The 13,640-nt window shown below is 46.2% G+C and carries 7 protein-coding genes; 3 read left to right on the forward strand and 4 right to left on the reverse strand.

The genetic code is table 11. The features are described from left to right. Nucleotides 1-7 precede the first annotated feature (7 nt). From HF312_12690 to HF312_12700, 3 genes are all read left to right on the forward strand, one after another. Nucleotides 8-1,258, forward strand: coding sequence for a glycosyltransferase family 4 protein (locus HF312_12690; GenBank protein ID MCU7521068.1), 1,251 nt, complete (start codon nt 8-10; stop codon nt 1,256-1,258). Nucleotides 1,259-2,199: 941 nt separating this feature from the next. Then, complete coding sequence (locus tag HF312_12695; protein ID MCU7521069.1) at nt 2,200-3,012, forward strand: lipid carrier--UDP-N-acetylgalactosaminyltransferase; 813 nt, start codon at nt 2,200-2,202, stop codon at nt 3,010-3,012. 38 nt (nt 3,013-3,050) lie between these two features. Next, complete coding sequence (locus HF312_12700; protein ID MCU7521070.1) at nt 3,051-3,701, forward strand: acetyltransferase; 651 nt, start codon at nt 3,051-3,053, stop codon at nt 3,699-3,701. Between the two features lie 296 nt (nt 3,702-3,997). Here HF312_12700 and HF312_12705 read toward each other — a convergent pair whose 3' ends face one another. The 4 genes from HF312_12705 to HF312_12720 form a co-directional block, all read right to left on the reverse strand. Beyond that, nucleotides 3,998-5,155 (reverse strand): aminotransferase class I/II-fold pyridoxal phosphate-dependent enzyme, encoded by a 1,158-nt coding sequence (locus HF312_12705; protein ID MCU7521071.1) that lies wholly within the window; start codon nt 5,153-5,155, stop codon nt 3,998-4,000. Between the two features lie 80 nt (nt 5,156-5,235). Then, nucleotides 5,236-7,221, reverse strand: coding sequence for a polysaccharide biosynthesis protein (locus tag HF312_12710; protein MCU7521072.1), 1,986 nt, complete (start codon nt 7,219-7,221; stop codon nt 5,236-5,238). Between the two features lie 149 nt (nt 7,222-7,370). Further along, the gene (locus HF312_12715; GenBank protein MCU7521073.1) at nt 7,371-13,103 is read right to left on the reverse strand and encodes a T9SS type A sorting domain-containing protein; all 5,733 of its coding nucleotides are present in this window, start codon (nt 13,101-13,103) and stop codon (nt 7,371-7,373) included. 49 nt (nt 13,104-13,152) lie between these two features. Beyond that, a complete protein-coding gene (locus HF312_12720; protein MCU7521074.1) occupies nt 13,153-13,536 on the reverse strand; it encodes a response regulator in 384 nt (127 codons plus the stop codon). Between the last annotated feature and the right edge of the window lie 104 nt (nt 13,537-13,640).

Consider the following 13,640-nt stretch of genomic DNA (forward strand, 5'->3'; position numbering starts at 1 on the left):
AAAGAATATGGAACTGGTATTTATTACAGAGGCAAGGTTTATTAAAGACTCAGACGGGAGAATATTTTCCACCGACGGCACTTTCTCAAAAGAGTTATGGGCGAGGTATCTAAGAAGCTTCAGCCACGTATATGTTATTGCACGCGTAGGCAGAAACGCAGAAACTAAAATGGAGGAAAACTTCAGGGCGGATTCATCTCAAGTGTCTTTTATTGAGGTGCCTTACTACACCGGGCTTAAAGGCTGCTTAAAGAACTACATAGAAATAAAAAAAATAATAAAAGGCAGCATCCTAAAAGGCAGGGCGTATATCTGCAGAATACCGGGCATTCTGGGTACAATTGCAGCGGGTGAGCTAAGGAAAAAAGGCCTGCCTTATGGAACAGAAGCAGCAGGTGATCCGTATGAAGTCTTTGCCCCCGGAGCTGTTAAGAGCCCCCTGCGCCCGATTTTCAGGATTATTATGACGCGCCAGATGAAAAATATTGTCCTGAATTCATCTGCTGTTTTGTATGTAACCAGAAAGGCATTGCAGAACCGGTATCCTGCAAAGCCGGGAACGTTTACTGTCAGCGCCTCAAATGTAATGCTGAAGGAAGAAAACATACTGAAAACTCCCGTAACGTTTAAACGGAAAGGCGAATTCAACATAATTTCCATCGGTTCGCTTGAGCAGATGTATAAGGCGCCCGACGTTACGCTTAAGGCTATTCAGCTGCTGAACCAAAACCAGTTCCCATGCAGGCTGACCTGGATAGGGGAGGGAAAATACAAGCAGGATATGATACTTCTTTCCAAAGAGCTGGGAATTGAAGACAGGGTATTATTTACAGGAAGTGTTCCCCCGGGCGAGGGCGTAAGAAGATATCTGGATACTTCAGATATTTTTGTCCTGGCATCCAGAACCGAGGGGCTGCCAAGGGCCATGATTGAGGCAATGGGAAGAGGACTTCCGTGTATAGGTACAAATGCCGGAGGAATACCGGAACTTCTTGAAGAGGAAGCAATTGTTCCTAAAAATAATCCGGAAGCTTTGTTTGAAAGAATTAAACGCCTGATTGAGAACCCTGAAATGGCTGAAGGTCAGGCTAATAGAAATTTATCGGAAGCACGCACCTACATTTCAGAACTGCTTGATATAAAAAGAAGAAGTTTTTATGAAACATTAAAAGCAACCGTTCAAAGGGGAAGCGAACCATGCCAAAACAGAAGATCTGCTTTATTGTCTCAACCGCCTTTACCGCGCATGCATTTTTAGCCGGGCACATTGAAGCCCTGTCTGAAGAGCATGAGGTTTATCTGGCGGGAAATTTTTCTGAAGAAGACATGCCTGTACTAAGCAGGCTTAAGATTGCAGGATATATGAGTATCCCGGTTCACAGAAAGATTAAGCCTGTTCAGGACGTAAGAGCCGTCATTAAGCTGGCAAAATATTTCAGGCAGATGAAATTTTCTGCCATTCATTCAGTTACGCCTAAGGCAGGACTGGCCGCAGCGGCCGCGGGGAGGCTTGCAGGTGTGCCTAACAGAATACATATCTTTACCGGGCAGGTATGGCATACAAAAAAAGGGATCTTCAGGTTTATCCTTAAAACAATTGACAGGCTTATTGCAGCTTTATCGACAAACATACTGGTCGACGGCAGTTCGCAGAGAGAGTTTCTGGCAAGTGAAAAGGTAATAAAAAAAGAAAACTCCCTTGTCTTCGGGAAAGGTTCCATAAGCGGCGTTGACTTAAGGGCTTTCAGACCTAAGGAAAACCTGAGAAGTGAAATAAGAAAAAGCATGAGTATTCCTGAAGAAAAAATTGTATTCCTTTTCCTTGGGCGGCTGAACAGGGACAAAGGAATTCCGGAACTAATTGAGGCATTCAGGAGGCTCAAGGAAAAAGATCCACGTGTGTTTTTATTGCTGGCCGGCTATGATGAGGAAGATCTTGCAGCACTCGCACGTGAAAGACTTTCACCTGGCGACTTTTACTTTTACGGCCCGACTGCAAAACCCCAGGAGCTTTACCAGGCCTGCGACATATTCTGCCTGCCCAGCCACAGGGAGGGATTTGGAAGCAGTGTGATTGAGGCCTCCGCGTGTGCAAAGGCTGTAATTGCAAGTGATACCTACGGGCTCATGGATGCAATGATAGATAATGCGACAGGCCTGAGGCACAAAGCCGGGGACGCAGAATCCCTGTTCCGGAAGATGAAGCAGCTTTCTGAAGATGATGAACTCAGAATCAGGCTGGGTGAAAAAGGAGAGAAATATGTAAGAGAAAACTTTTCTTCGGAAATAATAACGGGTTACTGGAAGAGCTTCTATGGGGAATTATTAAAAAGTGAAGTATCCTTTAAGAATTACAGGAGTGCTTACCGGAGGCTGATAAAGCCCGCGGCAGATTTTATATTCTCTCTTTTGCTCATGGCTTTAATGCTGCCGGTATTTGCTGTAACCATTCTGCTGCTTCTGATATTCAATGAAGGGAAGGTATTCTTTTTACAGACTCGTCCGGGCTTAAATGGAAGCCCTTTCAGAATAATAAAGTTCAGGACGATGAACGAAAGGAAAGATGAAAAGGGGGATCTTCTGCCGGATGAAAAGCGGCTTATTCCGGTTGGGAAAATGATAAGAAAGCTTTCAATTGATGAAATACCCCAGCTGTTTAATGTAATAAAAGGCGACATGTCGCTAATAGGTCCAAGACCTTTACTGCCGGAATACTTGCCATTGTACAGTTCGTCTCAAAAGAGGCGGCATGAAGTAAAGCCGGGGATAACCGGGTGGGCGCAGGTAAACGGAAGAAATCAGGTCAGCTGGGAGAAAAAATTCAATATGGATATTTATTACGTGGATAACATCAATTTTTCCCTGGATCTGAAAATAGCAGTGCTGACAATAATAAAAATTATTAAAAGAGAGGGAGTCAGTTCAGCTACTTCACAAACGATGGAAAAATTTTCCGGGAGCGGATTGTTAAAGGTTTCGGCCGGGGCACAGGAGATTAAAATCTGCAGTTAAATTTATCAAAAGACATTCTCTATAAATAAGGAGGGAAGATGAGACCGATAGCAGTTTTTGGAGGCGGGGGCTTCGGCAAGGAAGTCCAGGCATGGATTCAGCAGATAGGGGGATGGGAGTTTATCGGTTTTTTTGATGATAATAAGCCTGTAAATTCTCTGGTAAATGATGCTCCTGTTCTTGGGGGGCTTGAAGAATTAAATTGTTTTCAGTATGAGCTGGATGTGGTTTTTGCAATAGGGGATCCGGTAATTAAAAAAAGGATAATTGAGAGTCTGACAAACAAGAAAATTAAGTTCCCCGTTTTAATACACCCGTCGGCTGTCATCGGGAACCCGAAATATGTAGAGATCGGGGCCGGAACAATTATTGCCCCGAATACAGTTGTTACAACAAACATTGTAATTGGAAAGCATGTAGCCCTGAATTATTCATGCACCGTGGGGCATGACACGGCAATAAAAGATTATTCTGCCTTTATGCCCTGCGTAAGCATCTCGGGTGAGGTTGAAATCGGGGAATGTGTTTATGTCGGCACAGGGGCAAGAGTTATCAACAGAAAAAATATCGGTGATAATACAGTTGTGGGTGCGGGGGCTGTTGTGACAAAGTCCCTGCCTGAATACTGTACTGCAGTCGGTGTGCCAGCAAGGCCAATTAAATATCACCGTATGAAAAAAGCGGGCTAGAGCTGCAGCTGAAAAATCAGACGCTGAGATTCAGGCGCTGAGATTCAGACGCTGAGATTCAGACGCTGAGATTCAGACGAGGATAATGGCCGGCGGTATTAGTACCTGCTTATGAATATATTATTTGAGGGATATGTAAAGGGAAAAAGTGATTATGTGACGGTGCAAAGAAAAGATGACGGGAAAATGCCGCCGGAAAAATTATTCAAAAAATAAAAGGTGTGCAGCATATCTGCCGCACACCAGGAAAATGAGATTATTTTAGGCAAAGGTTAATTGGTTAAGGCAATGAACAATCAGGCCGCAAAGGACTTTGTTCCTGCCTTTTCAAAGCATTTAATTATTGTACCTGTTACACGCTCTAGCTCCTCCTCAGTCATGCCTGATCCTGAAGGAAGGCAGAGTCCCCGTTCAAAAAGACCATCAGATATCCCGCATCCGTAATAGGGGAAACCGCTGAATACGGGCTGAAGGTGCATGGGCTTCCACAGGGGGCGCGATTCAATATTTTCAGCTTCAAGTGCAAGCCTCAGATCTTCTCTTGTAAGGCCCCCGCTTTGCCTTGGATCAATTGTAATGCAGGTGAGCCAGCGGTTGGAACGGGCATCCTGCAGTTCTTCCTGAAATCCTATTCCCGGGAGCTTATCAAGGCTGTTCCTGTAATAGGAATAATTAGCTCTTCTCTGTGCTATCCTTTTATCAAGCACCCTCATCTGCCCCCGTCCTATACCTGCGCTGATGTTGCTCATCCTGTAGTTGTATCCGGTCTGTGAGTGCTGGTAGTGCGGGGCGAGGTCCCGGGCCTGGGCCGAGAGAAAGCGGGCTTTTTCTACGTATTCCTTATTATTGGAAAGGAGTGCCCCGCCTCCTGAAGTGGTAATGATTTTGTTCCCGTTAAAGGAAATGACGCCCATATCACCGAAAGTGGCAAGGTGCCTGTCTTTATAAAATGAACCCAGTGCCTCGGCGGCATCTTCTATTACCGGGATATCATAGTGCATGGATATCTGCATTATGCTCTCCATCTCAGAAGGGTTTCCGTAAAGATGGACCAGAATTATGGCTTTAGGTTTTTTACCATTTCTTAGCCTCTCTTTTATTGCTCTTTCCAGCATTAGAGGACTCATATTCCAAGATTCTTCCTCACTGTCCACAAAGACCGGTACCGCGTTCTGATAAATAACCGGATTTGCTGAGGCGGCAAAAGTAAAGCTTGAGCAGAGCACCTCGTCGCCATGTTTTATTCCAAGCGTTACAAGTGCCATATGGATTGCAGCCGTGCCCGAATTAAGGGCCACCGAATGCCGTGCACCGGTATAGCCTGAGAGGTCACGTTCAAAGCCGTCGACATTTGGACCAAGCGGCGCAATCCAGTTGGATGAAAATGCATCATTTATAAATGAAATTTCCTCTCCTCCCATGTGCGGCGGTGAAAGCCAAATTTTACTTTTCATTTATGCAGTGCTCCTTTTCCATTAAATTTCTTTTTGTATTGTGGATTAACTTTCTTAAAAAAGCTATGAGCCGTAAGCGCTTATGCCGTCTGTAAGTTTGCCAGTGACAAATTCATCCCGGAATTACCTGCCCTGAAGGCTTTTGTGACTGCATGGCTCTTCCTGTCCTGAGGCTGAAACTCAGGGATGAGTTCACATAAAATGTCTATTATTTCGCCGCGTGATAACTGCCCGTCGGCTGCTTCAAAATAGTTCAGGCTTTCAGAAAGAAGGTTTGAAATGCAGCTGCTTGCATTACGGGCAATCAGTATTTTGTCGTGGATTGTCTTTTCATAGTGTTCGCCTTCAATAAAGAGTTCTTCATAAAGTTTTTCACCGGGGCGGAGGCCTGTTACTTTTATTTCTATATCTGTGCCTTCAGACAGTCCGGCAAGCCTAATTATATCTTTTGCAAGATCAATTATCTTAACCGGCTGGCCCATATCCAGCACAAAAACTTCTCCGCCTTTATTGAGAACCGAGGCCTGAAGAACGAGCTGTACGGCTTCAGGTATGGTCATGAAATATCTTATTATTTCGGGATGCGTAATTGTAATAGGGCCGCCATTCTGCAGCTGCTTCTGAAACGTTCTTACCACGCTGCCGCGGCTGCCCAGGACGTTGCCGAAACGCACTGCAGAGTAGGACCAGCCAGTTTTCCTTGCAGCCTCCAGGACAATCATTTCAGTTGCACGCTTGCTTGCTCCCATAATGTTTGTGGGATTAACTGCCTTATCGGAAGAAATGGATATAAAGTGCCTGACGCCGTACTCAACAGCCAGGGAAACTATATTTTTTGTACCCAGTATATTATTTGTCACGGCCTCCTGGGGGTTGCTTTCCATTAGCGGAACATGCTTATGGGCAGCGGCATGGAAAATTACGTCAGGATAAAATTCATCAAAAATGCCTCTTAATCTTTCCCTGCTTCTGAGGTCGGCTATGCGTGCTGAAATTACTGTATCCAGCTTTTCAGATCCTGTAAATTCTTTTTTTATGGCCAGGAGCTCCTGCTCAATTTCAAATATGGAGTTTTCCCCATGGCCGATAAGAATCATTCCGGCAGGATTGCACCTGAGCACCTGGCGGCATAGTTCGCTTCCTATGGAGCCTCCTGCCCCGGTAATTAAAACTTTTTTCCCTTTAAGGAGCAGCTTTACTTTTGCATTATCCGTAATTACAGGTTCCCTGCGCAGAAGGTCTTCAATCTGTATCTTTCTGATTTTGCTTATATTTACATTCCCGTTCAGAATCTCAAATATTCCGGGTACAGTCAGTGTTTCCACGCCCGCTGCCTCACAGTTGGACATTATCTGTCTTATTTTTATTCCTGAGGCCATGGGCATGGCAATAATGACCTTGCTGACGTTCAGTTCCTTTATAACTGAAGCAATATCATCTGTTGATCCCTTAATGGGGATACCTCTAAGTTTCAGGTTATGTTTTGATGAATCATCATCCACAAAAGCTACCGGGTTAAGTCCCAGGTGTGCATTGCGCTGCATTTCGAGAGCTATGCTGAAGCCCGATTCTCCGGCCCCGGCAATCAGGACACTCTGCATCGGATGCTTTTTCAGTAATACCTTCTGGTTGGCAAGGTCGATAAAGCGGATGCTGAACCTGATAGAGACTATGGTAATCATGCTGAAGATTCCATCAAGCAAAGGAAGTGACACCGGGAAAATGACAAACGGGTGAACCTGTGACTTTTCCAGGGCATAGAAAAAAGAAAACTCAACAGCTACTGCAACTGCAGAGATAAATATAGCATAAGCCAATTCATCCACACTTGCCATGCGCCAGAGTCTGCCGTAGAACCTGCTTACTCCAAGAACAGCCAGTTTAATTAAGGTGAATAACAGGGAATAAACCAGCAGCGGGGAGCTGTACAAATCCCAGTTTACCGTTCCATCCAGACGGATGAAGAGTGCCAGATAAGGATTGAAGAAAAAGATGATTATGTCCATCAGAAGGAAATGACGGATGCACAGCTTTTTAATCTGGTTTGATAATATTTCTAATGCCATAGTAGTATCTTGAGTTATTACTTAAATATTTATTTAATACTCAAAAGCCCGGAGGCCGCATCTGCCCCCTTACTCAGTGAAAAATTGAGAGTCCATAGGGGTTTTCCAACCCCATATGAACTCTCCTGGGGGGAGCGGGAGGATTTCCGTTACTTCATCATTATCATTTTTAATGTCCTGACGAAGCTTCTTTCCGAAGCAACATCCCTGGATTCCATCCTGAGCAGGTAAATCCCGCTTGCAAGGCGGCTTGCATTCCATACCTGCTTATATGATCCGGCAGACTGGATCTCATTGACCAGTTCAGCGACCCTCTCGCCGAGCATATTGTAAATGGTAAGGTTTACCCTGCTTAGAGACGGCAGTTCATAGCTGATTGTTGTAGCAGGATTAAACGGGTTAGGATAATTCTGCACGAGGTTATACTCACGGGGGAGTATTTCAACGTCGGACACATCAGAGTAGGCGTATCCTCCGTTCCTGCTGATGAATTTAACTCTGTATGAGTATTTCCCGTCTGAAGGAACCTTGTCACTGAATTCAAAATCCTTCAGCCCTTCAGAGGAAACAAGGGCGATATTCTTCCAGCTGCCTTGTCCGGCTGAAGTTCTCTCAAGCTCAAAATTACCCGCTACGTTTAAGTTTGTATGCCAGGTAAGTCTTACGTTATTTTCACTTGCCGAGGTGGAGAACTTTTCAAAAACGGGGCTGGCGCTTACCTTGAATGTCCTGGTAGAGCCATCCTGTCCCCAGTAGTTTAATCCATTTACACCGTTCTGGAAGTGCTTTAGAATCTCGGAAGAAGAAAGCTCTGTGTTATGGAAAGCCAGCTCATCGAGAGTACCTTTTAAGAGGCTTGCGCCTAAGAAGCTTCCGATTTCGAGTTTTGACGCTGGTGATGAAAAATCCACGCTGAAGCTCTTGTTCATAGAGGCTGAGAGTACTCCGTCAACATAGAGTTTTACGTCACCGGTTGAGCCGTTCCTGGTTGCAGCAATGTGGTGCCACTGGTTGTCGGTTACTGTTGTGCCGTAGAGTGAAGCCGTCTGGCCTCCGCCTGACAAGTAGAAGCGGGCCTTACCATTTACAGGATTTATTCCAATGTACCAGTTGGCTCCTGTAGAGGAGAAGCTCCGGCTTATAATGGCCTGGAAGGCTGGAGGAGGAGTCTGGGCCTTGAACCAGGTTTCAACCGAGAAATTTCCCTTGGAAGTAAAGTCGAGTGATGTATTTGCCGGAACCGTCAGTTTTGAGGTGGTGCCGTCAAAATCCTGAGCCGAAGCAACCTTACCCTGGGTGTTGGGGGTAGTAGTTCCCGAGGCATTATTTACCTGAAGGAAATCAGCATAATTTCCAGAGGTCTGCTCATCCAGCTTCCAGTAGCTCACCAGACCGGCAGGAGTTACAGTAGCCTCGGCAACTGTGATTGTAAATGTCTGAACCGCAGCAGGATTAAGTCCGTTATCTGCTTTTACACTTACCTGGAAAGTTCCGGCCAGTGCGGGAGTCCACTGAATAAGTCCGGTTGCGGGGTCTATTGTCATGGCTACATCGGGGGACGCTGTCAGTGAATACGTTGGAGCAGGTGTCCCGGCAGCATTTACGTCATAGGAGTACAGTTCACCCACCGTGGCCGCTGTCACAGGAGACGAAGTAATGACCGGTTCAGGTGAAAGTATGTAGCCCTGGCCTGCCATTCCGTTCTGGAAGTGCTGAAGTATCTCTGATGCTGAAAGTTCAGCGCTGTGGATTGCCACTTCGTCAAGAGTTCCTTTAAGGAGGCTGCCCCCCAGGAAGCTCCCTACTTCAAGCTTTGAAGTGGAACCGGAGAAATCCACATTAAAGCTCTTGTTAGTGCCGGCAGTGAGCACTCCGTCGACATATAGCTTGATATCACCCGTTGCACCATTTCTTGTAGCTGCAATGTGGTGCCACTGGTTATCTGTAACAGTTGTGCCATAGAGTGACGCTGTCTGACCGCCACCTGAGATGTAGAATCTTGCTTTTCCATTGGTGGGGTTAATGCCCATGTACCAGTTTGCTCCTGTAGAGGAGAAGCTCCGGCTTAAGATAGCCTGGAACTGTGAAGGGGGAGTCTGGGACATGAACCAGGCTTCAAGTGAAAAGCTTCCTTTGGAAGTAAAGTCAAGCGAAGCACTGGCTGGAACAGAGATCTTTGAAGTTACGCCGTCGAAATACTGTGCACCGCCGACTTTCCCCTGAAGAACAGGACTGGAGCTTCCGGCGGCATTATTTATCTTCTTAAAATCGGAATAACTTCCTGAGGTCTGCTCATCCAGCTTCCAGTAGCTGATCATGCCTGAATAAGGTGCCTGTGCTACAGTGATTGAAAACGTCTGAACCGCAGCAGGATTAAGCCCGTTATCAGCCTTAACGCTTACCTGGAAAGTTCCGGCGGCAGACGGGGTCCAGCGGATTACTCCTGTTACAGGATCAATTGTCATAGTCCCGTCAGGAGACGCTGTAAGTGAATACGCCGGAGCAGGAGTTCCTGTTGCATTTACGTCATATGTATAAAGTACGCCCACTGTGGCAGCTATTACCGGTGAAGAAGTAATGACCGGTTCGGGTGAAAGGATGTAGCCCTGACCCAGTGCGCCGTTCTGAAAATGCTTCAGGATCCCGGAAGCAGAAAGTTCAGTGTTATGGAAAGCCAGTTCGTCAAGTGTTCCTTTTAAGAGGCTTCCGCCAAGTAAGCTTCCCACTTCAAGCTTAGAGACAGGTGAAGCAAAGTCCACGCTGAAGCTCTTGTTCATAGTTGCAGAAAGAGCGCCGTCAACATAGAGTTTTATGTCACCGGTAGTTCCGTTTCTTGTAGCGGCAATGTGGTGCCACTGGTTGTCGGTTACTGTTGTACCGTAGAGTGAAGCAGTCTGTCCCCCGCCTGATAAATAGAAGCGGGCCTTGCCATTTACAGGGTTTACGCCCACGTACCAGGTGGCTCCATTTGAGGAGATGCTCCGGCTAATAAGGGCCTGGAATGCTGAAGGCGGAGTCTGGGCTTTGAACCACATTTCCACAGAGAAGCTTCCCAGGGAAGTAAAGTCAAGTGATGGATTTGCCGGAACCGTCAGTTTTGAAGTGGTGCCGTCAAAATCCTGAGATGATCCAACCCTGCCCTGAAGATTGGGGGTAGTAGTTCCCGAGGCGTTATTTACCTGAAGAAAGTCCGCGTAGCTTCCAGAGGTCTGCTCATCAAGCTTCCAGTAGCTTACCAGGCCCAGAGGAACAGAGGAAGCTTTTCCAAGGAGGAATATATTCCCGGAGAAATCTGAAAAATTTACGCTTGAAGTGACAACTCCTGTTCCGGGTGCAGAGCCGGTGCCTCCAAGGTTTATCCATTTACCGGAGCCGTCATTTTTTACAACGCGTACCAGTGAGCTGTCGCTTATATTATCAGCCGCATCATAATTCATTGTTAAGGCTGCACTTTGAACCCCGGAATTTGGAGACTTTGAAATTGTAAAATATCTGACGGAAGAAACTGCGCTTAAATAGGGGAAAAGATTATTAGCCGGCGGTGTCCCGGTAATCATTTCTGCAGTATAAGTTGTCAGTTCAGAAGCTGCATCAGTTACATTAAGTTTTGCAAAGTAGCCTGAGGTGCCTTTCCCAAGAGGAAAATTCATTTCTACAGGTGAAGCGGATGCAACCTGAAAAGCAATGGGTCCATCCGTAAAACCGGTTTTGCTTCCTCCTGTAATGCTGCCGCCCGGAGGAATTGTAATCAGGTTTCCGTTGGAAGTTATTCTGCCGCTCATATCCAGCACATTGGCCCTCAGCGGTGAATTTAGTATTACATCATAGGATATAAAGTAGTTCAGGCTGTTAGTTCTGTCATCCATGCCTATAATTGGGATTAGTCCCGCGGTATTAATTGTATGCGGAGTTTTATTTGGATTAACCCCGAAGACAAATCTGGAATAGCTTATGCCGCCAAACGCAGGGTTGCTGTAAGTTCCGACTTTGGAGTCGGAAGATACAGTCAGGTTATTCCTTATGTTGATAGAAGCATAATGAACATTCGTTCCGGGTTCAGTGCAGATGTAGAACTCCCCGCCCTTTTCGACCGTCAGGTTATCGCAATAAGAGAAGAAGAGGTATTCAATACCCTGGCTCATTCTGCTGAAGGCGGTCAGTTTTGAATTCGGTCCGCTTACAACTATATTCCTGACATTTGTACCCTGGCCTGAGAAAAGGTAGATCTGTTGTGAATTGCTGTTGAGCACAGTAATGCCGCCGGCGGTATAAAAGCTGCTGCTGTTCAGGTTCAGGAAAGCGTCCCCTGTCTGATTAGGGCAGTCCCATACCATGGTGGCGCTGTACATTGCTGTCTGTGTCGGGAATGTGGGGGCGGCATCAATAACGCCCGTAATAAGGCAGGTGGAACCGCCGTACCATGTAGTGCTCGTATATCCGAAGTTGCCGGAAAGGCCGGCCATTCCGGCATTTTGTGCGTGCTCATATGTACCGTATACGTAAAGATATCCTGTGTAGTTTGGGGAAGTTGAAGTTCCTACATTCGGATTTTCTAGGGTCCCCTCGTTTCTGAGCACCCCCCCGGCACTAATGGTTAAAGTTGAGCTGACGTCCAGAATCCCTTTATTGTCCAGTACCCCGCCGCTGAGGATTGTTAACTTAGAGTTAAGGCTGACCAGGGCCTCCGGATTGAGCGTAACTGTACCGGTAACAGCTATCGGGTAATTGGGAGAAGGTATCCAGTTGGTGCCGTCGAAGGCCTCCCAGATGGCCGGGTCTTCCCAGTTGCCGATTGATGAGGTTCTGTAATCGTTGTAAATGGAAGCAGGTGTATAGTTCTCTGCTTTTACGTCTTGAATAACGTTGCTGTAGACCTTGTTCTGCGGAGTGAAATTGTATCCTGCAAGTGCAGGCGTAACTGTACCGGACCAGCCGTAAGGCACACTTATGCTGTAGTTTCCGGCAGCATCGGTGGTAACAGTCTTCAATGTCCCGTCCATGTAACTTAAGACAACGCCTGCCATTCCGGCATTACCGGTGATCTTGGGAAGCGTAATTGTGCTTCCAAGGGCGAATATTGTTCCGGTTGCATCAGAATTGCCGTAGTTAGCCATTAAAGTAGCCGATGAAATAATTGTACCTGTTACGGGCGAAGTACCGATTCCCCCGATATCGACCCAGTTTGCATTAATATCGTTTTTTGCTATTCTGAGCTGTCCGTAGTTATTTCCTACACCATCATCTGTATCGTAACTTAACTTGATCTGGGCATTTGAAGTAATGTTTGTCCCTGTTTTTAATATTCTGACGTATCTGGTCTGGTATATCTGCCCTATAGTGGCGGGCATTGTATAGATCGGGGGCGCTCCCACGATCAATTCTGCCGTAAAGGTAGTAAGTGCTGTGGACTTGTGGGCAACTGTAAATTCCACGGGCCTTCCCTGGCCTGCTTTGCCGACAGGGAATTTAAGCACGCGCATTGCAGTTGAGTTCACCTGAGCCGCAACGGGTCCGTCAACATAGGCTGTCAGGCTACCGCCTGTTATGCTGTAGTTTGGAAGAACCGTAAGCAGGTTAGTTGAAGAAGTAACCAAGACTCCGTTCAGCCACAGGTTCCTTACTGTTTTGGGAGCAGTTAAGGTAACCGTGGTGCCGCTTTGTATATTGATTTTGGCAGCGGTCAGTGAAGTTTGGCTTGCTGGAAAGTCGGTGGAACTTTCCCAGACCCCGTTATTGTATTTCTGCCATGTAGCGGGATCTTCCCAGACCCCGGTGGCAGCCGACTGGTAATCCCCGTTTGCGGGGGCAGGAGTTTGTGCCAGATCATCAGACACAAAGACCATAACCAGAAGTATAAGCATTGTTAAGGCGTATTTTGCCATTATCCCCTCGTATTGTTAATGGATGTTGATTTGTGTTTTATAGAAACCTTCAGCTGCCATTATCCGGCAGGTGAATGCTGATAGCTCTTAGTATTTCGCTGAATGTAAAGGGTTTCAGTATGCAGCCCGCAGCTCCTTTGGGAATGCCGGTCTTCAGTTCCCGGAAATCAACATCCGCAGTGAGAAATATCAGAGGGATGAATGAAGTACAGGGATCAGTTTTTAATTTTTCCAGCAATTCCATTCCATTCATTACAGGCATATGGATATCAGAAAAAATCAGGTCGGGCATAAATTCAAGGGTGAGCATAAAAGCCGCCGCGCCGTTTTTTGCAGCAATGACGCCGAACCCCTCATTCATGAGAAAATCAATTAAACTATTCCTTATCAGCTTGTTGTCCTCAGCCACCAAAATCGTTTTACGGGTTTTCATCAGATATTCCAATTAATCCTGTGGTTTATCTATGATAACATCATTTTCAGGATAAAGGCAGAGATTTGGAATGAAAGGAATTTTAGTGGAATAAAAGGTCTATG

The organism is Ignavibacteria bacterium (genome assembly GCA_025612375.1).
Lineage (GTDB): Bacteria > Bacteroidota > Ignavibacteria > Ignavibacteriales > SURF-24 > JAAXKN01.